The organism is Streptomyces sp. NPDC093801, assembly GCF_040701585.1.
In the GTDB taxonomy this organism is placed as follows: Bacteria; Actinomycetota; Actinomycetes; order Streptomycetales; family Streptomycetaceae; genus Streptomyces.
Genome location: NZ_JBFBDP010000024.1, coordinates 15,609 through 38,012, shown reverse-complemented (window position 1 = coordinate 38,012; position 22,404 = coordinate 15,609). Strand labels below are relative to the sequence as shown.

General features: G+C 74.6%; 21 protein-coding genes and 1 tRNA gene. 12 read left to right on the top strand and 10 right to left on the bottom strand.

Annotated elements, in window-relative coordinates; all coding sequences use genetic code 11:
• The first annotated feature begins 99 nt into the window (after window positions 1-99).
• Genes AB0469_RS26680 through AB0469_RS26670 form a run of 3 tightly spaced genes read left to right on the top strand, consistent with a single transcriptional unit; the run spans window position 100 to window position 3,227 of the window.
• Complete coding sequence (locus tag AB0469_RS26680) at window positions 100-873, top strand: SDR family oxidoreductase (RefSeq protein WP_366453981.1); 774 nt, start codon at window positions 100-102, stop codon at window positions 871-873.
• Window positions 870-2,579 (top strand): AMP-binding protein, encoded by a 1,710-nt coding sequence (locus tag AB0469_RS26675; protein ID WP_366453980.1) that lies wholly within the window; start codon window positions 870-872, stop codon window positions 2,577-2,579. The genes AB0469_RS26680 and AB0469_RS26675 overlap by 4 nt, the downstream gene beginning before the upstream one ends.
• 36 nt (window positions 2,580-2,615) lie before the next feature.
• Window positions 2,616-3,227, top strand: coding sequence for a TetR/AcrR family transcriptional regulator (locus AB0469_RS26670; RefSeq protein ID WP_366453979.1), 612 nt, complete (start codon window positions 2,616-2,618; stop codon window positions 3,225-3,227).
• On the opposite strand, the gene AB0469_RS26665 is transcribed toward AB0469_RS26670, so the two are convergent.
• Window positions 3,224-4,354, bottom strand: coding sequence for an alkene reductase (locus tag AB0469_RS26665; RefSeq protein ID WP_366453978.1), 1,131 nt, complete (start codon window positions 4,352-4,354; stop codon window positions 3,224-3,226). The two genes, AB0469_RS26670 and AB0469_RS26665, sit on opposite strands and share 4 nt — an antisense overlap.
• A 79-nt stretch (window positions 4,355-4,433) precedes the next feature.
• Here AB0469_RS26665 and AB0469_RS26660 point away from each other — a divergent pair, with 79 nt between their 5' ends.
• A complete protein-coding gene (locus tag AB0469_RS26660; protein WP_366453977.1) occupies window positions 4,434-4,874 on the top strand; it encodes a MerR family transcriptional regulator in 441 nt (146 codons plus the stop codon).
• Between the two features lie 25 nt (window positions 4,875-4,899).
• Here AB0469_RS26660 and AB0469_RS26655 read toward each other — a convergent pair whose 3' ends face one another.
• The 6 genes from AB0469_RS26655 to AB0469_RS26630 all read right to left on the bottom strand — a co-directional run bounded on the left by AB0469_RS26655 (window position 4,900) and on the right by AB0469_RS26630 (window position 9,534).
• A complete protein-coding gene (locus tag AB0469_RS26655) occupies window positions 4,900-6,114 on the bottom strand; it encodes an acyl-CoA dehydrogenase family protein (protein WP_366453976.1) in 1,215 nt (404 codons plus the stop codon).
• Window positions 6,115-6,126: 12 nt separating this feature from the next.
• Window positions 6,127-7,152 carry a phosphotransferase family protein gene (locus AB0469_RS26650; RefSeq protein WP_366453975.1) on the bottom strand — a complete coding sequence of 342 codons (1,026 nt, stop codon included), beginning with the start codon at window positions 7,150-7,152 and terminating at the stop codon, window positions 6,127-6,129.
• A gap of 109 nt (window positions 7,153-7,261) precedes the next feature.
• The gene (locus tag AB0469_RS26645) at window positions 7,262-8,170 is read right to left on the bottom strand and encodes an MBL fold metallo-hydrolase (protein ID WP_366453974.1); all 909 of its coding nucleotides are present in this window, start codon (window positions 8,168-8,170) and stop codon (window positions 7,262-7,264) included.
• Between the two features lie 85 nt (window positions 8,171-8,255).
• Window positions 8,256-8,576 (bottom strand): DUF202 domain-containing protein, encoded by a 321-nt coding sequence (locus AB0469_RS26640; protein ID WP_366453973.1) that lies wholly within the window; start codon window positions 8,574-8,576, stop codon window positions 8,256-8,258.
• On the bottom strand, window positions 8,573-8,971 hold the full coding sequence (locus AB0469_RS26635) for a DUF202 domain-containing protein (protein WP_366453972.1): 399 nt from the start codon (window positions 8,969-8,971) through the stop codon (window positions 8,573-8,575). Before AB0469_RS26635 ends, AB0469_RS26640 begins: the two co-directional genes overlap by 4 nt.
• Window positions 8,972-8,991: 20 nt before the next feature.
• Window positions 8,992-9,534 (bottom strand): NUDIX domain-containing protein, encoded by a 543-nt coding sequence (locus AB0469_RS26630; RefSeq protein ID WP_366453971.1) that lies wholly within the window; start codon window positions 9,532-9,534, stop codon window positions 8,992-8,994.
• Between the two features lie 85 nt (window positions 9,535-9,619).
• On the opposite strand from AB0469_RS26630, the gene AB0469_RS26625 reads away from it, so the two are divergent.
• The 4 genes from AB0469_RS26625 to AB0469_RS26610 all read left to right on the top strand — a co-directional run bounded on the left by AB0469_RS26625 (window position 9,620) and on the right by AB0469_RS26610 (window position 16,015).
• Window positions 9,620-11,275: an FAD-binding dehydrogenase gene (locus AB0469_RS26625; RefSeq protein ID WP_366453970.1), complete on the top strand. Its 1,656-nt coding sequence runs from the start codon at window positions 9,620-9,622 to the stop codon at window positions 11,273-11,275.
• A 541-nt stretch (window positions 11,276-11,816) separates the two neighbouring features.
• Window positions 11,817-12,764, top strand: coding sequence for a hypothetical protein (locus AB0469_RS26620; RefSeq protein ID WP_366453969.1), 948 nt, complete (start codon window positions 11,817-11,819; stop codon window positions 12,762-12,764).
• 39 nt (window positions 12,765-12,803) lie between these two features.
• On the top strand, window positions 12,804-14,354 hold the full coding sequence (locus AB0469_RS26615) for an APC family permease (protein ID WP_366453968.1): 1,551 nt from the start codon (window positions 12,804-12,806) through the stop codon (window positions 14,352-14,354).
• A 221-nt stretch (window positions 14,355-14,575) separates the two neighbouring features.
• Window positions 14,576-16,015, top strand: coding sequence for an amino acid permease (locus AB0469_RS26610; protein WP_366453967.1), 1,440 nt, complete (start codon window positions 14,576-14,578; stop codon window positions 16,013-16,015).
• A gap of 116 nt (window positions 16,016-16,131) precedes the next feature.
• Here the strand turns inward: AB0469_RS26610 and AB0469_RS26605 are convergent.
• Window positions 16,132-16,216, bottom strand: a tRNA-Leu gene (locus AB0469_RS26605).
• 167 nt (window positions 16,217-16,383) lie between these two features.
• On the opposite strand from AB0469_RS26605, the gene AB0469_RS26600 reads away from it, so the two are divergent.
• From AB0469_RS26600 to AB0469_RS26590, 3 genes are all read left to right on the top strand, one after another.
• Window positions 16,384-17,709, top strand: a complete 1,326-nt coding sequence (locus tag AB0469_RS26600; RefSeq protein WP_366453966.1) for a M20/M25/M40 family metallo-hydrolase — start codon at window positions 16,384-16,386, stop codon at window positions 17,707-17,709.
• Window positions 17,710-17,845: 136 nt separating this feature from the next.
• Complete coding sequence (gene chpH, locus AB0469_RS26595; RefSeq protein ID WP_366453965.1) at window positions 17,846-18,079, top strand: chaplin ChpH; 234 nt, start codon at window positions 17,846-17,848, stop codon at window positions 18,077-18,079.
• A gap of 150 nt (window positions 18,080-18,229) precedes the next feature.
• Window positions 18,230-19,045, top strand: a complete 816-nt coding sequence (locus tag AB0469_RS26590) for a chaplin (protein WP_366453964.1) — start codon at window positions 18,230-18,232, stop codon at window positions 19,043-19,045.
• A 96-nt stretch (window positions 19,046-19,141) separates the two neighbouring features.
• Here AB0469_RS26590 and AB0469_RS26585 read toward each other — a convergent pair whose 3' ends face one another.
• Complete coding sequence (locus AB0469_RS26585) at window positions 19,142-19,330, bottom strand: DUF5703 family protein (RefSeq protein ID WP_045950166.1); 189 nt, start codon at window positions 19,328-19,330, stop codon at window positions 19,142-19,144.
• 47 nt (window positions 19,331-19,377) lie between these two features.
• On the opposite strand from AB0469_RS26585, the gene AB0469_RS26580 reads away from it, so the two are divergent.
• Entirely contained in the window at window positions 19,378-20,049 is a 672-nt protein-coding gene (locus AB0469_RS26580; RefSeq protein WP_366453963.1) for a hypothetical protein, read from the top strand.
• Window positions 20,050-20,107: 58 nt separating this feature from the next.
• Here the strand turns inward: AB0469_RS26580 and AB0469_RS26575 are convergent, their stop codons facing one another.
• Window positions 20,108-22,261 (bottom strand): ATP-binding domain-containing protein, encoded by a 2,154-nt coding sequence (locus tag AB0469_RS26575; protein WP_366454064.1) that lies wholly within the window; start codon window positions 22,259-22,261, stop codon window positions 20,108-20,110.
• Window positions 22,262-22,404: the final 143 nt, after the last annotated feature.

The following is a 22,404-nucleotide window of genomic DNA, read 5'->3' as shown; positions in this document are numbered from 1 at the left end:
CCGCCATGCTGGGGCGCGTACCCCTTCCGCCTCGACATACCGACTGGTTAGTCTGCCCGGGATCCGGTGCCCCGCGGGCCCGGCGGCCGGCGGCGAAAGGTGATCCCCGTGAGCGCGTACCAGGACCAGCGAGTCGTCGTCACCGGCGCGGGGGGCGGCATCGGCGCGGCCCTCGCCCACCGCTTCGCCGCCGAGGGGGCCACCGTCGTCGTCAACGACCTCGACCCGGCCCGGGCCTCCGCCGTGGCCGCCGCCATCGGCGACCGCGCCCTCGCCGTGCCGGGCGACGCCTCCGCGATCGTCGGGGAGGCCCGTGAGGCGCTCGGCGGGCGGGTGGACGTGTACTGCGCCAACGCCGGACTCGCCTCGGGCGGCGACGCCTTCGCCGAGGAGGCCGTCTGGGAGGCGGCCTGGGACGTCAACGTCATGGCCCACGTGCGCGCCGCCCGGGCGCTGCTGCCCGACTGGCTGGAGCGGGGCGGCGGGCGCTTCGTGTCCACGGTCTCCGCCGCCGGACTGCTCACGATGATCGGGGCGGCGCCGTACAGTGTCACCAAGCACGGTGCCCTCGCCTTCGCGGAATGGCTCTCGCTGACCTACCGCCACCGGGGCGTGCAGGTCCATGCCATCTGCCCGCAGGGCGTGCGCACCGACATGCTGACCGCCGCGGGCTCGGCGGGCGAGCTCGTCCTGGCGCCGACCGCGATCGAGCCGGAAGCGGTCGCGGACGCCCTGTTCGACGGCATGGAGAAGGGCCGGTTCTTGATCCTCCCGCACCCCGAGGTGGCGGACTACTACGCCGGGCGCGCCGGCGACCCGGAGCGGTGGCTGGGCGCCATGAACCACCTCCAGCGGAAGTGGGAGTCCTCGTGACGGACCGCTCCTCCGCCGGCGGATCCCCGTACGCCGCCCGGCCGTGGCTGCGCCGGCTGAGCGCCGCCCAGCTGGCGCCGGTGGCGCCGCCGGCCAGCGTGCTGGACGCCTTCCGCGACGCCGTGGCGCGGGCGCCGGAGCGGGTCGCGCTCGCGTACTTCGACGGGCGGGTCGGGTACGCCGAGGCCGACGCGCTCTCCGACTCGCTGGCCGGGTACCTCGCGGGGCGGGGGGTCCGGCGGGGCGACCGGGTCGCGGTGATGCTGCAGAACACCCCGCACTTCGTGCTGGCCGTGCTGGCCGTCTGGAAGGCGGGGGCGGTGGTCGTCCCGGTCAACCCGATGTACAAGTCCGCCGAGACGCGGCACGTGCTGGACGACTCCGCGGCGGTCGCGCTGGTGTGCGAGGACGGGGCGTGGGCCGGGTACCTGGGAGGGGCCGTCCGGGGGACCGCCGTCCGGACCGTCCTGACGGCCCGCCCCGCGGACTTCCAGACCCGGAACGACCCGCGGGTCCTCCCGGCCCCGGCCGCATCCCCGGCGGAGCAGGAGCAGGAGCCGGAGCAGGAGCCGGAGCCGCAGGTCCGCGCCGACCTGCTCGCCGTGGCCCGGCAGGGCCACCCCGCACCGGCCGACCCCGGGCTCGGCGCCGGTGACACCGCGCTCATCAGCTACACCTCCGGCACGTCAGGAACCCCCAAGGGCGCCATGAACCCGCACGGGGCGATCACCTACAACGCCGTCCGCCAGGTCACCGGGCACCCCGTCCCCGAGGGGGCCGGGTACTTCGTGCTCGCGCCGCTGTTCCACATCACCGGACTGGTCTGCGAGCTCGCCGCCTGCCTCGTCAACGCCGGCACCCTCGTCCTCACCCGCCGCTTCGACGCCGGGACCGTCCTCGACGCCTTCCTGGAGCACCGCCCCGCCTACACCATCGGGCCCGCCACCGCCTTCACCGCGCTGGCCGCTCACCCCGCCGCCACCCGCGAGCACTTCGCCCCGTTCCAGGTGGTCTCCTCCGGCGGCGCCCCGGTCCCGCCCGCCCTCGTCGCACGCCTCCGCGCGGACTTCGGGTTCTACCTGCGCAACGGCTACGGCCTCACCGAGTGCACCGCCCCCTGCGCCTCCGTCCCCGCGCACCGCGAGGCCCCCGTCGACCCCGGCAGCGGGACCCTGTCCGTCGGGGTGCCGGGCGCGCAGACCCTCGTACGGATCCTCGACGAGCACGGCGCCGAGCTGCCGCTCGGGGAGACCGGCGAGATAGCCGTCCGCGGGCCGCAGGTCGTGCCCGGCTACTGGGGGCTGCCCGAGGAGACCGCCAGGGCCTTCCCGGACGGCGAACTGCGCACCGGGGACGTCGGGTTCATGGACGCCGACGGCTGGCTCTACGTCGTCGACCGCAAGAAGGACATGATCAGCGCCTCGGGGTTCAAGGTCTGGCCGCGCGAGGTCGAGGACGTGCTCCACACCCATCCCGCCGTCCGGGACGCGGCCGTGGTCGGGGTCCCCGACGCCTACCGCGGGGAGACCGTCAAGGCGTACGTGAGCCTGCGCCCCGGAGCCCGCGCCGAGCCGGCCGAACTCGCCGCGTACTGCGCCGAGCGCCTCGCCGCCTACAAGTACCCGCGCCGGGTCGAGATCCTGCCTGTTCTTCCCCAGACCACCAGTGGCAAGATCCTGCGACGAGAACTGCGCGAGCGCGGCTGAAAACAGTCGGAGGATCAGGAGAGGAAGGCGAGCACCATGGCCGCCACGAACACCGCGGGGCCCCGGGACGGCGACCGCGACACCCCGGTGCCGCAGCGGCTCCTGGCCGTCGCCACCAGGCTGTTCGCCGAGCGCGGTTACGACCGCACCTCCGTCCAGGAGATCGTCGAGGCGGCCGGGGTCACCAAGGGCGCCCTCTACCACTACTTCGGCTCCAAGGACGACCTGCTCCACGAGGTGTACGCGCGCATGCTGCGCCTCCAGCAGCAGCGCCTCGACGCCGTGGCCGGATCCGACGCCCCCGTCGAGGAGCGGCTGCGGGCCGCGGCCGCGGACGTCGTCGTCACCACGATCGAGAACCTCGACGACGCGATGATCTTCTTCCGGTCGATGCACCAGCTCAGCCCGGAGAAGTACAAGCAGGTCCGCGCCGAACGCCGGCGCTACCACGAGCGGTTCCGCGCGCTGGTCGAGGAGGGCATGCGCGCCGGGGTGTTCTCCACGGCCACCCCCGCCGACCTGGTGGTGGACTACTACTTCGGCTCCGTGCACCACCTCTCCACCTGGTACCGGGCCGACGGCCCGCTCACCCCGCACCAGGTGGCCGACCACCTCGCCGACCTGCTGCTCCGCTCCCTGCGTCCCTAGGCCGCGGCGGCCGGGGCGGAGGGGGCCAGCGCGGGGTAGTCGTTGTAGCCCTCGGGGCCGTGCACGTGCATCAGGAACTCCGGGCGGAGATCGTTGAGCGGCGCGCCCGTGCGCAGGCGTTCCACCAGGTCGGGGTTGGCGATGAAGCCCCGCCCCAGGGCCACCAGGTCGGCGCCCGCCGCCAGCAGCCGTTCGCCCCGCGCCGCGCCCCCGTCGGCGGCGACCTCCTCGCGGGAGAGCCTCGGGTTGGCGATCAGCGTGCCCGGCCAGGCCGCGCGGAGCCCCGCGAAGCCGGGCCGCTCCTGGTCGGCGTACTCCACGTGCAGGTAGACCGGCTCCAGCTCCGCGAGGGCCGCGAGGAGCAGCGGGTAGAGCTCCTCGGCGTCGGGCTCCTGCACACCGTTCACCTCCACCCCGGGGGAGATCCGCACGCCGACCCGCTCCGGGCCGACGGCCTCGGTGACGGCCCGGACCACCTCGACCGCGAACCGGATCCGCCCCTCGGCCGACCCGCCCCAGGCGTCGGTGCGCAGGTTGGTGTTGGGCGCCAGGAACTGGTGGAGGAGGAGGCCGTTCGCCGCGTGCACCTCCACGCCCTCGAAACCGGCCGCCACGGCGGTGCGGGCGGCCCGGGCGAAGTCGGCGACGGTGGACCGGATGTCCTCCTCGGTCATCGCGCGCGGCGTGACCGGGTCCTGGAGCCCGGCGGAGGTGTGCAGGGGCTCGGGGAGCGGGACGGCGGACGGTGCCAGCGGGACGTGTCCGCTGGTGTCGGGGTGGCCGATCCGGCCGCCGTGCTGGAGCTGGAGGAACATCCGCCCGCCGGCGGCCCGCACGGCCCCGGTGACCCGGCGCCACCCGGCCGCCTGCGCCGCGGTGTGGATGCCGGGGATGTGCGGGTAGGTCTGGCCGACGGCGTTCGGGGTGGTGGCCTCGGCGATGATCAGCCCGGCCGAGGCGCGCTGCGCGTAGTGGGTGGCCATGAGCTCCCCCGGCACCCCGTCGGCCCCCGCGCGGTTGCGGGTGAGCGGGGCCATCACCAGGCGGTTCGGGAGGTCGAGGGAGCCCAGTCGGGCGGCGGAGAAGAGGCGGGATCCGGCGGCGAGGGTCTGTCGTGTCTGCGTCATGGCGGTACCGTAGAACCTGACACCTGTGTCAGATTCAAGGCCGCAACGGCCCGGCCCCCGACGACCTCCCGAGGTGACCATGCGGATCGGTGAACTGGCGGCGCGCACCGGGGTCGGTGAGCGCTCGCTGCGCTACTACGAGCAGCAGGGCCTCCTCGCGTCCGACCGGACGCCCGGCGGACACCGGGAGTTCCCCGAGCGGGCCGTCGACCGGGTGATCCGCATCCAGGAGCTGTACGCGGCGGGGCTGCACAGCTCCAAGATCGCGCAGATCCTGCCCTGCATGCGGGACGAGGACGGCGGCCCGTCGGTGCGGGCCACCCCCGCCCTGGTCGCCGAGCTGGCCGGCGAACGGGACCGGATCGACCGGATGATCGGCGACCTCGTCCGCTCCCGTGAGGTGCTGGACGAGGTCATCGAGGCCGCCTCCGGCCGGACGCCGTGGACGCCGCCCGGGCCGCGTCTCCCGGATCAGGCCGGGCCCGCGGCGCCTGGCACCGCGCCGGACGCCGCGGGCTGATCGGGCCTGACCCGCAAGAGACGGCCTAGCGGTAGCGCTTCAGCTCGCGGTGGGCCAGGGAGCGCTGGTGGACCTCGTCCGGGCCGTCCGCCAGCCGCAGGGTGCGCGCCGCCGCCCACAGCTCGGCCAGCGGGAAGTCCTGGCTGACCCCGCCCGCGCCGTGCAGCTGCACCGCCTGGTCCAGGATCCCCACCACCGCGCGCGGGGTGGCGATCTTGATGGCCTGGATCTCGGTGTGCGCGCCGCGGTTGCCGACCGTGTCCATCAGCCAGGCCGTCTTCAGCACCAGCAGCCGCAGCTGTTCGATGGTGACCCGGGCGTCCGCGATCCAGTTCTGCACGACCCCCTGCGCGGCCAGCTCCTTCCCGAAGGCCGTGCGCCCCACCGCGCGCCGGCACATCAGCTCGACGGCCCGCTCCGCCATGCCGATCAGCCGCATGCAGTGGTGGATCCGGCCCGGGCCGAGCCGGGCCTGGGCGATGGCGAAGCCGGCGCCCTCCTCGCCGATCAGGTTCTCCGCCGGCACCCGGGCCCCGTCGAAGACCACCTCGGCGTGCCCGCCGTGGTCGTGGTCCGCGTACCCGTACACCGTCATCGCCCGGCGCACCTCCACGCCCGGGGTGTCGCGCGGGACCAGGACCATCGACTGCTGGCGGCGCGGATCGGCGCCGTCCGGATCGGTCTTGCCCATCACGATGAAGACCTTGCAGTCCGGGTTCATCGCCCCGGAGATGTACCACTTGCGCCCGGTGACCACGTACGCGTCGCCGTCGCGCTCGATGCGGGTCTCGACGTTCGTCGCGTCCGAGGAGGCCACCTCGGGCTCGGTCATCGCGAACGCGGAGCGGATCTCCCCGTCCAGCAGCGGCTCCAGCCACTGCTTCTTCTGCCGCTCGCTGCCGAACTGGGCGAGCAGCTCCATGTTCCCGGTGTCCGGGGCCGCGCAGTTGGTGGCCATCGGCGCCAGGTGCGGGCTGCGGCCGGTGATCTCGGCGAGCGGGGCGTACTGGAGGTTGGTCAGCCCGGCCCCGTACTCCGGGTCGGGCAGGAAGAGGTTCCACAGCCCCTGGCGGCGCGCCTCGGCCTTCAGCTCGCCGAAGACGGCCGGGGCGTCCCAGGGCGAGGCCAGCCGCGCGCGCTGCCCGGCGGCGACGGCTTCCGCCGGGTGGACGTACTCCTCCATGAACGCGAGCAGCCGCCCGCGGAGTTCCTCGGTCCGGGTGTCGAATGCGAAGTCCATCTGCGCGGCTCCTCAGCCTTCCTGGAGGGTGGTCAGACCGTGTGCGATGAAGACCGGGACCAGCTCGCCGATCCGGTCGAAGCCCGCGCCGACGGTCTGGCCGAGCGTGTAGCGGTAGTGGATGCCCTCGAGGATCACCGCGAGCTTGAACCAGGCGAAGGCCGTGTACCAGGCGATCGCCCCGGTGTCGCGCCCCGAGCGGGCGGCGTACCGCCCGATCAGCTCGGCGGGCGCCGGGTGCCCGGGCGCGCGGCTCGTCGTACTGACGGGGGAGTCCTCCAGGCCCAGGTCCGAGCTGTACATCACCAGCAAACCGAGGTCGGTCAGCGGATCGCCCAGCGTGGACATCTCCCAGTCCAGCACCGCGCGGATCGTGTCGTCCGGCCCGCCGATCAGTACGTTGTCCAGCCGGAAGTCCCCGTGCACCACGGTCGGGGCGGGGGAGCCGGGCAGCGCCCGGCCCAGGGCCTCGTGCAGGGCGTCGATCCCGGCGAGCTCCCGGCCGCGCGAGGCCGCGAGCTGCTTGCCCCAGCGGCGCAGCTGCCGGTCGAGGAAGCCCTCCGGCCGGCCGAAGTCGCCGAGGCCCACGGCCTGCGGCTCCACCGCGTGCAGGTCGACGAGGGTGTCCACCAGGCCGAGCACCGCCCGCCGGGTGCGCTCCGGGCCGAGCTCCGCGAGCTGGGCGGCCGTCCGGTAGGGCACTCCGTCCACGTGCTCCATGACGTAGAACGGCGCCCCCAGCACCTCCTCGTCCTCGCACAGCAGCAGCGGTTCGGGCACCGGCACGGCCGTCCCGTGCAGGGCGGCGATCACGCGGTGCTCGCGCCGCATGTCGTGCGCGGTGGCCAGGACGTGGCCGAGGGGCGGGCGGCGCACCACCCAGCGGGCCCGGCCGTCGGTGACCGCGTACGTGAGGTTCGACCGGCCCCCCTCGATCAGCCGGCCGGTCAGCGGCCCGGACACGAGCCCGGGGCGCGCGGCGTCGAGGTGGTCGCGCAGCCGCTCCAGATCGAGGCCTCGGGGGTCGGCTGGGGTCATGGGCGCGCCTCCGTACGAAGTCGGGTCGACGGGTGTCCCGAGCCATCATGCCGACCAGTCGGTATGCCGTCCATAGGGCGGGCCGGAAGAACCCTTCCGGCCCGGGTCGTCAGGCGTGGCACAGGATGGGCGTGCCCCCGTTCATCACCGTCATGTCCCGCAGCACCGCCATGATGTCCAGCGGGGCGCCCTCCGGCTCCCCGGCCAGCTCCGCGTACGCCCGGTGCAGGTTCGCCACCAGCCGCTCGCTCTCCCGCCAGGCCGCGAACTCCCCGAGGTCGGCGCCGCGCGCGGTCTCCAGCGGGGTCTGCCCCCGGTCCCGGCCGTCGCGCGCCAGCTCCCCCACGTACCGCAGGTAGCGCTCGGTGGCCGCGTACGCCGCCGGGCCGGTCAGGGGCCCGTGCCCCGGGACGACCGTCTCCGCGTCCAGCGAGCGCAGCAGCTCCAGTGCCCGCAGCGAGCCGGCCAGTGAGCCCATCGCCAGGAACGGGGTGCCGCCGGCGAAGACCAGGTCCCCGGTGAACACCACCCCCTGCGCGGGCAGCCACACGACCGAGTCGCCGGTGGTGTGCGCCACGCCCGGGTGCAGGACCCGCACCTCGGTCTCCCCGACGTGCAGCGTCAGCCGGTCGTTGTACGTGAGGTCCGGCGGGGTGATCTCTATCGCGCCGAAGTCGGTCGCGGGCCAGATGAGCTCCAGCTGGTGCCCGGCGGCGAGCTGCTCGGCCCGCGCGTTGTCGTGGCCCACGATCAGGGCCGGCGCGAAGGCGGCGTTGCCGTAGGTGTGGTCGCCGTGGTGGTGGGTGTTGACCACCGTGCGGGGCAGCGGCGACCCGGCCGCCAGGACCGCCTCGCGCAGGGCCAGCGCCCGCCGCTCCGTGGCGGCCGTGTCGACCAGCAGGGTCTGCCCGCCGTCGCTGACCCAGCCGGCGTTGTTCAGGCACCAGCCGCCGTCCGGCTGGACGTAGGCGTACACCCCGGCCGCGGGCTGGACTGCGTACGGCTTCTCGACGGTCATGGGTGCTCTCCCCGGGTCGGTGTGACAGGTGGTCGGCATCCTGCCAGCCGGTCCGGGCCCGGCGCGGGGCGGGGTTCGGGAGGCGTCAGACGATCACGGTCATCGCGAACACGGCCAGCGCCACCGTGCAGGCCACCGCCCCCGCCGCCACCCCGTGCGACAGCACCGGCGGCCGGGCGGCCGCGAGCTGCCGGATCCGCCGGTGCGCCACCCACAGGAACGCCACCCAGATCAGCGCGATCAGGGACGCACCGGTGACCTCCAGCGGCGACCCGGTCCCGTGCAGCGCCTGCCGCAGTGCGAGCACGGCGGTGACCGAGCAGGCCAGGGTGGTGCGCCGCCATGCCAGCCGGGTCCGCTCCGGCTGGAGCCCGGCGTCCCGGGCGGCCGTACCGGGCCGGGTCACGGCCGGTCCGTCCAGCCCATCAGCACGACCACCACCATCGCCACCGCGACCAGCCCCACCCCCAGGCTCAGCAGCACCGGGAACGGCGACAGCGGCAGGTCCTCGCCCCGCCGCATCGCCCGCTCGCACCGCACCCAGTGGTGCACCGCCCGCAGCGCGCAGGCGGCCCCCACCCCCAGCAGGGCGAGCGACATCCCGACCCGCACCCCCCAGCGCAGGTCGGGCAGGAACTGGTCCACCGCGAACCCGCCGCCCACCAGGGCCAGCGCGGTCCGGATCCAGGCCAGGAAGGTCCGCTCGTTGGCCAGGGAGAAGCGGTAGTCCGGGGTCTCGCCTTCGCCGCGCAGCCGCTGCGGTGCGAACCAGAGGCGCACGTCCTTGACGAAGTCGATCACCTGTCCAATTTACGTCCCCTTCACGCGCGGGGCGCGGGCGGCCGGGACGTGTCCTCCCGGAAGGCGCGCAGCCGCCGGTACGCCTCCAGCCCGTCCGGCACCCACGGCCACCCCCCGTCCGAGACCCGCCGCTCCAGCTCCCCGGGCGGCAGCCAGGCGTGCCAGCCGACCTCGGACTCCTGGGGGGCCACCGGCAGCGCGCACCGCACCTCGTGCACGTACGACCACCAGGCTCCGCCGGGACCCTCGTAGAGGAACTTGAACAGCGGCGCAGGCTGCTCCAGCCCGCTCACCCCCAGCTCCTCCTCGGCCTCCCGCAGCGCGGCCCCGGGGTAGTCCTCCCCGGCTCCCAGCACCCCGCCCACGAACATGTCGTAGTGCGCCGGGAACACCAGTTTCGAGGCGGTCCGGCGGTGCACGAAGACCCGCCCGAGCTCGTCCGTGACCTGCACGAACACGCACCGGTGGAGGAGTCCCCGGGCGTACACCTCGCCCCGCGGGGCCCGCCCGGTCACCCGGTCGTCGCGGTCCACCACGTCCAGTACTTCATCTGCGGCACCCACCCGTCCATCCAACCACCGCTGTTGACGGGTTACCGCTCCGTAGCCAAGGATCTGCCCCACCACCGACCGGAGGACGGGCAGACGCATGGGCTACGACGCCGACGTGATCGTGATCGGAGCGGGCCTCGCGGGCCTCGCCGCCACCGCCGAGCTCGTCGACGCGGGACGCAGGGTGATCCTCCTCGACCAGGAGCCCGAGCAGTCGATCGGCGGCCAGGCGCACTGGTCCTTCGGCGGGCTGTTCTTCGTGGACTCGCCCGAACAGCGCCGGATGCGGATCCGGGACAACCGCGCCCTCGCCCTCCAGGACTGGCTGGGAACCGCCGGCTTCGACCGGGAGGAGGACGCCTGGCCGCGCCGCTGGGCCGAGGCCTACGTCGACTTCGCGGCCGGCGAGAAGCGGCCGTGGCTGCACGCCCAGGGGGTGCGCTTCTTCCCCGTCGTCGGCTGGGCGGAGCGCGGCGGCTACGACGCCAACGGCCACGGCAACTCCGTCCCCCGCTTCCACATCACCTGGGGCACCGGACCCGGCCTGGTCGAGCCCTTCGAGCGGCGGGTCCGCGCCGGGGCCGCCCGCGGCCTGGTGAGCCTGCGCTTCCGCCACCGGGTCACCGGCCTGGCGTCGACCGCCGGCGCGGTGGACACCGTCACCGGCGAGGTCCTGGCGCCCTCGGACGCCGTACGGGGCACCGCCAGCGGCCGCGAGAGCACCGGCTCCTTCAGCCTGCGGGCCCAGGCGGTGATCGTCACCACCGGGGGCATCGGAGGCAACCACGACCTGGTGCGCGCCCAGTGGCCGGCCCGCCTGGGCACCCCGCCCGCCCGGATGCTCTCCGGGGTCCCGGCCCACGTGGACGGGCTGATGCTCGGGATCGCGGAGAAGGCGGGGGCCAGCCACATCAACAAGGACCGGATGTGGCACTACACCGAGGGCATCGGGAACTGGGACCCGATCTGGGCCCGCCACGGCATCCGCATCCTGCCGGGCCCGTCCTCCCTGTGGCTGGACGCCACGGGCCGGCGGCTGCCCGTACCCCTCTTCCCCGGCTTCGACACGCTCGGCACGCTCGACCACATCATGCGCACCGGGCACGACCACACCTGGTTCGTGCTCAACCAGCGCATCATCGGCAAGGAGTTCGGCCTCTCCGGCTCCGAGCAGAACCCCGACCTGACGGGCCGCTCCGTCCGCGAGGTGGTCAACCGCGCCCGGCAGGCCGTACCCGGGCCGGTCAAGGCCTTCATGGACCGCGGCGCCGACTTCGTCGTCGAACGAGACCTGCCGGCCCTGGTCCGCGGGATGAACGAGGTCACCGGCCTGGACCTGCTCGACGAGGCCACCGTCCGCCGCGAGATCACCGCCCGCGACCGGGAGATCGCCAACCCCTTCACCAAGGACCTCCAGGTCACGGCCATCCACGGGGCCCGCCGGTACCTCGGCGACCGGCTGATCCGCACCGCCGCCCCGCACCGGATCCTGGACCCGAAGGCCGGCCCGCTGATCGCCGTCCGCCTCTCGGTCCTGACCCGCAAGTCCCTCGGCGGCCTGGAGACCGACCTGTCCTCCCGCGTCCTGACCCCCTCCGGCGAACCGCTGCCCGGGGTGTACGCGGCGGGCGAGGCGGCGGGCTTCGGCGGCGGGGGCGTCCACGGCTACCGCGCCCTGGAGGGCACCTTCCTGGGCGGCTGTCTCTTCTCGGGCCGGGCCGCGGGCCGCGCGGCGGCCCGCGCGGTGTCCTGATCCCCGGCCGCGCGGGGCTGGTTTCAGCCCCGCGGGCGTTCGAGGCGACGGGCGCCGGGCGCCCGTGGAGGGGCCGGGGGCGGAGTCCCGGGAACCGGGGGCCCTCCCGGCGACGGACGGGGGAGGAAGGGCGGGCGCAGGGGGATCGTCCCGCGCGACACCGCCGCCACCAGGCGGTCAGGGCCCGTCACGGCGCCACCCTGTGCACCGGCCCCACCCCCCACACCCGTATTTCGAACCGCCGCATGCGCCCCAACTTGCCCGCTTCGCACACCAGTTGATTCCGGCCACGCGGCGGTCCGGACCTTGACTCGGAGCTGTGCGTACCGGTTTGCTGTGAGTGATCATCCGGACTGACCACCGGAGCGATCGGGCCGCGCCCCGCACGCCGCGCGCACCATCACCACCGGCACCGCCCGCACCGCATGCACGCACGCGCACGTCCGCACCCGCACCTCCGTACGCCGTCCACCCGTACCCCCGTACGCCGTCCACCCCGTACGTCGTCCACCCGCGCCCGCGCCCTGGAGGGAACTCGCGGATGTCCCCGCCGCCGCCCCTCGGCCGCGCCCGCAAGCGGGACGCCCAGCTCTTCGACCCGGCCCTCTGCGACACCGAGCTCGTCGCCGTGCGCGGCCAGTTCACCCAGGGCCGGTGGGCCAGGGCGCGCAGCCTGCTGGCGGCCACCGGCGACGACTGGGACCGCCGCGGCCACCGCGTCACCGTCCTCGCCGAGACCCCCTCCGCCCTCGCCTGGGCCCGCGAGTGGCTCCTCGCCGAACCCGGCAGCGCCGACGCCGCCACCCTCCTCGCCTGCGCCGCCGTCCACGCCGCCCTGCGCGGCAAGGGCACCCCCCGGGCCGCCGACGAGGCCTGCCGCCGCGCCGCCGCCCTGCTCCCGGCCGACCCCACCCCCTGGCTCGGCCTGCTCATGCTCTCCCGCGCCTTCGGCCCCGACGAGGACTTCAGCCGCCATTTCGACCAGGTCCGGGCCCGCCACCGCGAGCACCACCACGCCCACCACCTCATGGTCGCCCGGCTCGCCGAACGCGACCCCGCCGCCGGCCGCGACCCGCTCCACGAGGTCTACGACTTCGCCGCCTGGGCCGCCGAGGAGGCCCCTGCCGACTCCCCGCTCGCCGTGCTCCCCGTCATCGCCCACGCCGAGCGCTACCGCGTCCTCGCCGCCGCCCGGGGCCGCTCCGCCCCCGAGGACGCCGTCGAGCACTGGACCGGCCGCCGCGCCCGCCAGGTGCTGCGCTCCGCCTTCGACTGGTGGCTGGAGTGGGAGCGCGAGGACCACCCGCGCAACCGGGTCGACCTCAACTTCCTCGCCCACGCCAAGCTCTGCGAAGGGCGCCCCGCCGAAGCCGCCGCCCTCTTCCACCGCATCGGCGCCCACGCCACCCGCGCCCCCTGGTCCTATCCGGACCGCGACCCCACCAAGGCCTTCCTCGCCGCGCGCAGCGCCGCGCTCGGCACGGCCTGACCCCCGCCCCCGACCAGTCGCCCCCGAAAGGACCCTGCCATGCCGACGGGCAGATCCACCGTGACGGCCGCCGCCACCGAGGCCGAGATCCGCACCTTCAAGGGCCAGGACCGCGCCCTGCGCGCGGGCCGCCTCGGCACCGCCGGGCTGCTGCTCTCCGTCCTGGCCGCCAGTGCCCCCCTGATGGTCGTCGCCGGGGTCATGCCCACGATCTTCGGGGTCATGGGCATCGTCGGCCAGCCGCTGCTCTTCGTGATCCTCGGCGTCGTCCTGGCCCTCTTCGGCATCGGCTACGCCGAGATGAGCCGCCACGTCCACAACGCCGGCGCCTTCTACGCCTACATAGCCCGAGGCCTCGGGCCCACCGCCGGAGCCTGCGCCTCGCTCGTCGCCCTCGTCGCCTACAGCGCCATGCAGGTCGGCGTCTACGGCATCCTCGGCTTCGAGATCTCCGGACTCCTCTCCACCTACCTGCACACCGGGATCGCCTGGTGGATCCCCGCCCTGCTCGCCGTCGCCGCCACCGGCGCCCTCGGCTGGCTGAAGATCGACCTCAACGCCAAGGTGCTCGGCGTCCTGCTGCTCATCGAGTGCGCCCTCGTCGTCGTCTTCGACCTCGCCGCCCTCGGCAAGCCCGGCCCCGAAGGCCTCTCCCTGAGCGCCTTCGACCCCGCCGGCCTCGGCGGCGCCGGCCTGGGCACCGCCCTGTGCTTCTGCATCGCCGCCTTCGTCGGCTTCGAGCAGTCCCCGGTCTACGCCGAAGAGACCAGCAAGCCGCACATCGTCGTCTCCCGGGTGATGTTCCTCGCCGTCGGCTTCGTCGCGCTCTTCTTCGCCCTCAGCGCCTGGGCCCTCAGCGTCGCCACCGGGCCTGCACAGATCACCAGGGCGGCCGCCGACGCCGGCCCCGCCCTGCTCTTCGACCTCACCCGCAGCCGCCTCGGCGCCGGCTTCACCGACGTCCTGCACGTGCTCTTCGTCACCGGCATGCTCGCCGCCATGCTCAGCTTCCACAACGTCGTCGCCCGCTACGCCTTCGCCATGGGCCGCGAGGGCCTGCTCCCCGCCCGCTTCGGCCGCACCAACCCCGGCACCGGAGCCCCCGCCACCGGATCCCTGCTCCAGACCGTGGTCGCCGCCCTCGTCGTCCTCGCCTTCGCCCTCACCGACGGCTCCCCGGCCGGTGACCCCACCGCCCCCGTCCTGCACCTGTTCACCTGGATGGGCAGCGTCGGCGCCCTCGGCGTGACCGTCCTGATGGCCGCGTCCTCCTTCGCCGTCATCGCCTTCTTCGTCCGCCGGGGTGCCGCCGGCGCCCAGATCTGGAGGCTCGTCGCGGCGGGCCTGGCCGGCCTGGCCCTGGTCGGCATCGCCGTCTACACCGTCAAGGACTTCGCCGTCCTGGTCGGCGCCGAGAAGGGCTCCGCGCTCAGCTGGGCGCTGCCCGCGATCATCGGCGCGGCCGCGGTGGCCGGGCTGGTCCACGGGCTGGTGCTCAAGGCCCGCCGGCCCGAGGCACACGCCCGGATCGGGCTGGGCAACGAGGCCTTCCGCCTCGACCAGGCCGCCGAGGCCGATCCGGGCGCCTGACGGCGCCGAGCCTCATATCCGTACCCTCCCGAAGCCCCCGGAGACCGTTTCCATGGTCACCGGGGGCTTCCGCGTTCGGTGGCCGATTTTTGCGGTTGCGGAGGCTCGTGGTCTCCTATGGCGACAAAATCACCGGAACCGCGATACGGGGGGACACCACCCAGCTCCCCCGCGCGCGGCCCCCGGACCTGCCTGTCCGACCCACGAAGGCGAAGTCGTATATGAGTGACCGCACCTTGACCGAGGCCCCCGCCGAGGCGTCCTCCCGCCATGTCGACGCAGGTGACGAGGGGTACAGCAAGGACCTCAAGTCCCGCCACATCAACATGATCGCGATCGGCGGGGCGATAGGCACCGGCCTGTTCCTCGGTGCCGGCGGCCGCCTCGCCGGTGCCGGCCCGTCCCTCGCCATCGCCTACGCGGTGTGCGGCGTCTTCGCCTTCTTCGTCGTCCGGGCCCTCGGCGAGCTCGTCCTCTACCGCCCCTCCTCCGGCGCCTTCGTCTCGTACGCGCGCGAGTTCATGGGGGAGAAGGGCGCCTACACGGCGGGCTGGCTGTACTTCCTCAACTGGTCGACCACCACCGTGGCCGACATCACCGCCGCCGCGACCTACGCGCACTTCTGGTCGATGTTCACCGACATCCCCCAGTGGGTGCTCGCCTTCATCGCCCTGGCCGTGGTCCTCACCGCGAACCTGATCTCGGTGAAGTACTTCGGCGAGATGGAGTTCTGGTTCTCCCTGGTCAAGGTCGCCGCCCTGGCGATCTTCCTGATCGTCGGCATCTACCTCGTCGCCACCAGCCACGACATCGGCGGCAACACCCCGGGCCTGGCCAACATCACCGACCACGGCGGCATCTTCCCGTCCGGCGTGCTCCCGATGCTCCTGGTCATCCAGGGCGTGGTCTTCGCGTACGCCTCCGTCGAGCTCTGCGGCGTCGCCGCCGGCGAGACCGAGAACCCCGAGAAGATCATGCCGAAGGCGATCAACTCGATCATGTGGCGCGTGGGCCTCTTCTACGTCGGCTCCGTGGTCCTGCTCGCCCTGCTGCTCCCGTACACGGAGTACTCGGGCGACCAGAGCCCCTTCGTCACGGTCTTCGACAAGCTGGGCGTGCCCGGTGCCGCGGGCATCATGAACCTGGTCGTCCTGACGGCTGCCCTGTCCAGCCTGAACTCCGGCCTCTACTCCACCGGCCGGATCCTGCGCTCGATGGCGCTCTCCGGCTCCGCCCCGAAGTTCACCGGCGTCATGAACAAGGGCAAGGTCCCCTACGGCGGCGTCCTGTTCACCGCCGCCTTCGGCGTCGCCGGCGTCGGTCTGAACTACTGGATGCCCGGCGAGGCCTTCGAGATCGTCCTCAACCTGGCCTCCATCGGCATCCTCGGCACCTGGGCCATGGTCATGATCTGCTCGCTGTTCTTCTGGCGCCGCGCGCAGGACGGCCTCGTCGAGCGCCCCGGGTACAAGCTGCCCTGGGCGCCGTACACGCAGATCGTCACCCTGGTCTTCCTGGTGGCCGTCCTGGTGCTGATGTGGTGCGACGGGGGTGTCGGCCGCACCACGGTGATGATTCTCCCGGGCATCGCCGCGGCCCTGGTCGGCGGCTGGTTCCTGGTCCGCCGCCGGGTGAACGAGATCGCCGCCGCGCGCGACTGACGTCCTCCACGGGCCCCAGGGGCCCCCGGGACGGGCTCCGGCCCGCCCGGGGGCCCTTCGCCGTTCCCCGGGGAAACGAAGAAAGACCCCGCCGAAGCGGGGTCCTTCTCACCGTGTGTCCGAGGGGGGACTTGAACCCCCACGCCCGATAAAGGGCACTAGCACCTCAAGCTAGCGCGTCTGCCATTCCGCCACCCGGACCGGGTGTGTGCGTCCCGGCCTCGCGGCCGTTCCGACGTGGAAAACATTACCAAACAGTCCGGGGTCCCCGATCACACCCCCTCCGGCCGGTGGACGGCCCTTGGGGAGAGCGCCCCCGGGCGGGAGGATGGGAGCCAGCCGGTACGTGATCTACGGGAGGAAACAGCGTGAGCGCATCGGGCGCGGGCAAGACCGTCTCGGGCCAGGACGAGGTCGTCGACCTCTGCCGGGACCTCATCCGGATCGACACCAGCAACTACGGGGACCACTCGGGCCCCGGCGAGCGCAAGGCGGCCGAGTGGGTCGCCGAGAAGCTCGCCGAGGTCGGGCTGGAGCCCCAGATCTTCGAATCGCACAAGGGCCGCGCCTCGACCGTGGCGCGCATCGAGGGCGAGGACCCCTCGCGGCCGGCGCTGCTGATCCACGGGCACACCGACGTGGTCCCCGCCAACGCCGCCGACTGGACGTACGACCCCTTCTCGGGCGAGATCGCCGACGGCTGCGTCTGGGGCCGCGGCGCGGTCGACATGAAGGACATGGACGCGATGACGCTGGCCGTCGTCCGCGACCGCATGCGCAGCGGGCGCAAGCCCCCCCGCGACATCGTGCTCGCGTTCCTCGCGGACGAGGAGGCGGGCGGCACGTACGGCGCCCGGCACCTCGTGGACAAGCACCCGGGGCTCTTCGAGGGCGTCACCGAGGCCATCGGCGAGGTGGGCGGCTTCTCCTTCACCGTGAACGAGAACCTCCGCCTCTACCTGGTCGAGACCGCCCAGAAGGGCATGCACTGGATGCGGCTCACGGTGGAGGGCACCGCGGGCCACGGCTCCATGACCAACAACGACAACGCGATCACGGAGCTGTGCGAGGCCGTCGGACGCCTCGGCCGCCACACCTGGCCGGTCCGCGTCACCAAGACCGTCCGGTCCTTCCTCGACGAACTCTCGGACGCGCTCGGAACCCCGCTCGACCCCGAGGACATGGACGCCACCCTCGCCAAGCTCGGCGGGATCGCCAAGATGGTCGGGGCGACGCTGCGCAACTCGGCCGCCCCGACGATGCTCGGCGCCGGCTACAAGGTCAACGTCATCCCCGGCCAGGCCACCGCGCACGTGGACGGCCGTTTCCTGCCGGGCTACGAGGACGAGTTCTTCGCGGACCTCGACCGGATCCTCGGCCCGCGCGTGAAGCGGGAGGACGTGCACGCGGACAAGGCCCTGGAGACGGACTTCGACGGCCGGCTCGTGGACGCCATGCAGGGCGCCCTCAGGGCCGAGGACCCGATCGCGCGCGCCGTCCCGTACATGCTCTCCGGCGGCACGGACGCCAAGTCCTTCGACGACCTCGGCATCCGCTGCTTCGGCTTCGCGCCGCTCCAGCTGCCGCCGGAGCTGGACTTCGCGGGCATGTTCCACGGCGTGGACGAGCGGGTCCCGGTCGACGGCCTCAAGTTCGGCGTACGGGTGCTCGACCGCTTCATCGACAACGCCTAACTCCGGGGAATCGGGAAGGTGTGCGCATTCCACTGAGAAGAGTGAATGCGCTCATACGCTCGTAGCCCCGGTGATCCCTCCTCGTTACAGGTGGTGCGGTCCGCGGCTGGGACCGCATTGCCTACTAGGAGGAACAATGCTCAAGAAGGTTGTCGCCGCTGCGGCTGCCACCGGTGGTCTCGTTCTCGCGGGTGCCGGTCTCGCCGCCGCCGACGCGGGCGCCCAGGGTGCGGCCATCGGCTCCCCCGGTGTCCTGTCCGGCAACGTCGTCCAGGTTCCCGTGCACGTGCCGGTCAACGTCTGCGGCAACACCGTGAACGTGATCGCGCTGCTGAACCCGGCCTTCGGCAACACCTGCGTCAACGCCTGACGCTTCTGAAAGTTCTGGCCCCGGAGCGCAATCCAGCGCTCCGGGGCCGCCGGGCATCAGGGCCCGGATCCAGACGGGCCGGCGTGGCAGGCGGGGGAGCCCGTACAGCCTGTGCGCCGCGCGAACGCACACACCAGGGGACGAGAACAGATGCGACGACCGGTACAGGTCACGAGGAAGACGCTGATCACGATGGCGGCGGCGGGGGGCGTCCTCGCACTCGGCGGCGGCTACGCCCAGGCGGACTCCGGTGCCTCCGGGCACGCCGCGAACTCCCCGGGCCTCCTGTCCGGGAACAACGTGCAGGCGCCGGTGGACGTGCCGGTGAACGCCTGCGGCAACAGCGTGACGGTGGTGGGCGGTCTGAACCCCGCCTTCGGGAACCGCTGCGCCAACGCTTCGGCCGGGCCGCAGCACCCGGGCCACCCCGGACACCCGGGCACCCCGGGCCACCCCGGCAACCCCGGTGGGGGCGACGAGGACTGCGACGACGACGAGCCGGACCACCCCGGGCACCCCGGCGGCGGCACCCCGGGCAACCCCGGCACTCCGGGCGGGCACACCCCGGGGGGCGGGAACCCCGGCACTCCGGGCGGGCACACCCCGGGCGGCGGGAACCCCGGCACCCCCGGCGGGCACACGCCCGGGAACCCGGGGACGGGCACCCCGGGCGGCGGGAACCCCGGCACGCCGGGCGGTCAGACACCGGGCACCCCGGGCGGGCACACCCCGGGCACCCCGGGCGGCCCCGGCACGGGCACGGGCACGCCCGGCACCGGTACCCCGGGTACCGCCGGCTCCGGCACGAGCGGCACCACCACCCCGGCCGGCCGCTCCACCGGTACGCCGGGCGCGGGGCTCGCCGAGACCGGCGCCGGCGGTGCCATGACGGCCGGACTCCCGCTGGCGGGCGGACTGCTGCTGGCCGGCACCGTGCTCTACCGGCGCGCGCGCAACGCCGCCTGACGCACCCCCACCGCGCGGGCCCCGGCCACCGGGGCCCGCGCGGCCGCGTTCACGGCCCGCGGCCCGAGCCGCCGGCCGCGTCCGCCGGCGCCGCGGTCACCAGGTCGCTCTGACCTGGCGGATGATCCGGCGGCGCAGCCGCGCGCGGCGGCTGCCGTCCCGGTACAGGGTCAGGCGGTCGAGCTCCCAATGCCCGTACTCCGCATGGTCGGTCAGCAGGCGGGTCGCCTCCTTGCGGGGGGTCCCGCGGGGCACGTACACGTCGACGAATTCGTATTCCGGCATCGCATCTATTGTGCGGGCACCGGCCCGCTACGGATAGCGTCTGCACTATGTCTGATGCCGCTCTGCCCACTGTTGCCGAGGTACGCGCCGCCGCCGAGGCGGTCAAGGCCGCTCTCGACCGTCACCTCGCCGCGGTCGAGAGCAGGATCGGGGACGAGGACCCGGCCGTCTACGCCGCGTTCAACGAACTCGCCGCCGCCGCCGAGGAGTACGACGAACTCCTCTACGACCGCTACGACGAGGTGACCCCCTTCGAGATCCCCACCCCCGAGACCGGGGCCCGCTACACCGGACCCGCCGAGCCCGCCGCGTTCAGCGTGCTCATCCGCCGCGACTACGCCGTCGTCGAACCGGCCCGGCTGATCGCCCAGGCCGAGCGCGTCGCCGCGCACGACCGCGACGCCGAACTCATCGACGACGGCGGCACGGGCGGGGCGCTCGGGGTGCTCTTCGGGGAGTACGAGGCCGACGAGATCGCCTCCCGGTCCAAGGAGTTCGGCCTGGAGGAGGGCGACTCCACCCTCTGGATCGCCGCGTTGGAGGAAGCCGCGGAACCGGGGGACTGGCTCGGCTCGCCCTTCGGGCAGACCGATCCGCAGGACGTCCTGCACCGGTTCGACGTGAGCTCCGTCTTCGACGAGGACGGGGACTACTTCGAGGACGACGACGCCGACGGAGAGGAGCGCCCCGCCGCTCCGTCCGGGCTGACCCCGGCCTGAGGACGCGCCAGCCGCCCGTGCCCGCACGGGGCGCGGGCGGCTGGCGCGTCCCCTTCCCCTACGCCTGCTCGTGCTGGGCGGCCGCCAGGGCCCGCAGCAGGCCCGTCAGACGGGTCGTGCGCGGCTTGGGCGGCACCTGGGCCACCGCGTGCGCCAGCGCCTGCTCGACGCCGTGCACCACGGACAGGTGCCGTTCGGCCCGCCCGAACGCCGTGTACACCCAGTCCCGGGACAGGGCCTGCGCCGCGTCCCCCGGCAGTACGACGACCACCGCCGGCCAGCGCGAGCCGACGGCCTGGTGCGCCGTCACCGCCCAGCCGTGCCGCACCCGCGACTCCACCCGGTCCTTCGGTACGACGATCCGCGCGCCGGCCGCGTCCAGGTGCAGCCCCTCGGCGTCGGCCGACACCACCCGGGCCGGCAGGGCCCTTCCGGGCGCGGGTACGTGGACCACCCGGTCGCCCGGGTCGAAGCCGCCGAAGCGGCCCGGTCCGGGGTTGAGGCGCTCCTTGAGGGCCGCGTTCAGCGCCCGGGTCCCCGCCGGGCCGCCGTGGCCCGGGGTGACGACCTGCACGGCCTCCGCGGGCACGCCGAAGGCGCGCGGCACCGAGTCGGCCACCAGCTGCACGGTGCGGTGCACGGCCTCGCCCGCGTCCCGCACCGGCACGATCACCACCTCCTTGCCGGGGGCGTCCACCTGGTTCAGCTCCCCGACGCCGATCCCCGAGACCAGCTCGCCGATCGGGCCGGGGTCCGGGGTCCGGGACACGACGTGGGGGAAGGCGCGGGCCGCCAGCACGTCGGCGAAGACCCGGCCGGGACCCGCCGAGCCGAGCACCCCGGGATCCCCGGAGAGCACCAGCCGGGCCCCGTCCGGCACCGACTCCACCAGGGCCGCGGCCGTCTCCACGTCCAGCTGCGGGGCGTCCAGGACGACGAGCAGGTCCAGCTCGAAGCGGCCGTCGGCGTCCCGGCCGGGAGCCCCGGTCCCCGCGAGCAGCTCCGCCACGGCGACGGCGCCCGGCGCGGGGGAGTGCGCGGCCAGTACGGCGCGCAGGCCCAGGCCGCGGGCGGCCTCCAGCAGCGCCAGCGGTTCGGCGCGGGCCGCCTCGCCGCCCGTGTGGGTGACCAGGCCGGCCGCGGCGACCGCCCGGACCAGCTCGGCGCCGGGCCCGGAGGCCGCCCGGGACCAGTCGGCGGGGCCCGTGAAGGTGGCCGCCAGCCGGGCCAGGCCGTCGGCCAGGCTCTCCTCGGCCAGGGCGTGCTCCTCCAGGCCGACGAGCACGCGGACGGGCTGCTCCTCGTCCTCGGCGACGGGCTCGCCCAGCGGTTCGTGGAACACCAGCACCGCGCCGTCGCCGATCGCCGCCTCCAGGGCCGCGCCGGGGGCCGGCACCCCGTACTGGGCCAGGGCCTTCTCCAGCACCGGGGCCTCCAGGGCGGTGTGGCCCCGCTCGGCCGCCTGGGCCAGCAGCCAGTCCAGCAGGGCCGCGCCGCGGCGCTCGTCGCCGGGGCCGGCCGCGGGGCCCAGCAGGGCCTGCGCGAAACCGTCCGCCTGCGTCGGGCGCACCCCGGGGACGGCCAGCAGCCGCCAGGGGTCCTCGGACAGCCGCTCGGCCGCGCCCTCCCCGAGGGCCTCGGCGGCCGGTCCGGCCAGGGCCTCCGGGGCACCGCCGCGCGCCAGGACGGCCCGCACCGCCCCGACGTCCCCGACGGGGCGCTCGGCGGCCCGGGGGCGGGGCGCCGGCGGGGGAGCGGGGGCGGCCCGGCGCGGGGCGGACGGAGCCTCGTCGAAGGTGAGCGCGGGCGCCTTGGCCCCGCTCTCCACGGCCCGTACGGCGGCCAGCAGGTCGGCGGCCGTGCCGCTGAGCTTGCCGCCGGCGTCGACGGGGTGCTCCCGCTCGGCCCTGCGGCGCGCGATCCGCTCCCGCTCGACCCGCTGCGCGGCGAGCTCGGCCTGCGCCTCGCTGACCGAGGGCGCCGCGTCCTCGCCCCCGGCGTCCCCTGAACCCGAAGCCACCACTCCGGCCCCGCCGTCCCCGACTCCGGCCCCGCCGTCCCCGGCTTCGTCGGCCGGGCCGCCTTCGGTGCCCGCCCCGGCCTCGCCGGCTTCGGCCTCGGTCCCGGCTTCGGCGGGCGTGCCGCCCTCGGTGCCCGGCCCGTCCGCGCCGTCCGTGCCGTCGTGGGGCTCCGGCCCGGTCTCGCCGGGCATGCCGTCCCGGGCCTCGTCCTCGCTCGCGTCGGACACGTCGTTCTCAGGCTCGGTCCCGGCTTCGGCGGGCGTGCCGCCCTCGGTGCCCGGCCCGTCCGCGCCGTCCGTGCCGTCGTGGGGCTCCGGCCCGGTCTCGCCGGGCA

Bases quoted from the DNA above. Each gene is read 5' to 3' on its own strand.
- AB0469_RS26645 (WP_366453974.1), bottom strand. From the start codon at position 8,170: ATGACCGTCGAGAAGCCGTACGCAGTCCAGCCCGCGGCCGGGGTGTAC.
- AB0469_RS26625 (WP_366453970.1), top strand. From the start codon at position 9,620: ATGGGCTACGACGCCGACGTGATCGTGATCGGAGCGGGCCTCGCGGGC.
- AB0469_RS26665 (WP_366453978.1), bottom strand. From the start codon at position 4,354: ATGACGCAGACACGACAGACCCTCGCCGCCGGATCCCGCCTCTTCTCC.
- AB0469_RS26660 (WP_366453977.1), top strand. From the start codon at position 4,434: ATGCGGATCGGTGAACTGGCGGCGCGCACCGGGGTCGGTGAGCGCTCG.
- AB0469_RS26670 (WP_366453979.1), top strand. From the start codon at position 2,616: ATGGCCGCCACGAACACCGCGGGGCCCCGGGACGGCGACCGCGACACC.
- chpH (WP_366453965.1), top strand. From the start codon at position 17,846: ATGCTCAAGAAGGTTGTCGCCGCTGCGGCTGCCACCGGTGGTCTCGTT.
- AB0469_RS26620 (WP_366453969.1), top strand. From the start codon at position 11,817: ATGTCCCCGCCGCCGCCCCTCGGCCGCGCCCGCAAGCGGGACGCCCAG.
- AB0469_RS26580 (WP_366453963.1), top strand. From the start codon at position 19,378: ATGTCTGATGCCGCTCTGCCCACTGTTGCCGAGGTACGCGCCGCCGCC.
- AB0469_RS26575 (WP_366454064.1), bottom strand. From the start codon at position 22,261: ATGCCCGGCGAGACCGGGCCGGAGCCCCACGACGGCACGGACGGCGCG.
- AB0469_RS26585 (WP_045950166.1), bottom strand. From the start codon at position 19,330: ATGCCGGAATACGAATTCGTCGACGTGTACGTGCCCCGCGGGACCCCC.
- AB0469_RS26615 (WP_366453968.1), top strand. From the start codon at position 12,804: ATGCCGACGGGCAGATCCACCGTGACGGCCGCCGCCACCGAGGCCGAG.
- AB0469_RS26590 (WP_366453964.1), top strand. From the start codon at position 18,230: ATGCGACGACCGGTACAGGTCACGAGGAAGACGCTGATCACGATGGCG.
- AB0469_RS26610 (WP_366453967.1), top strand. From the start codon at position 14,576: ATGAGTGACCGCACCTTGACCGAGGCCCCCGCCGAGGCGTCCTCCCGC.
- AB0469_RS26655 (WP_366453976.1), bottom strand. From the start codon at position 6,114: ATGGACTTCGCATTCGACACCCGGACCGAGGAACTCCGCGGGCGGCTG.
- AB0469_RS26650 (WP_366453975.1), bottom strand. From the start codon at position 7,152: ATGACCCCAGCCGACCCCCGAGGCCTCGATCTGGAGCGGCTGCGCGAC.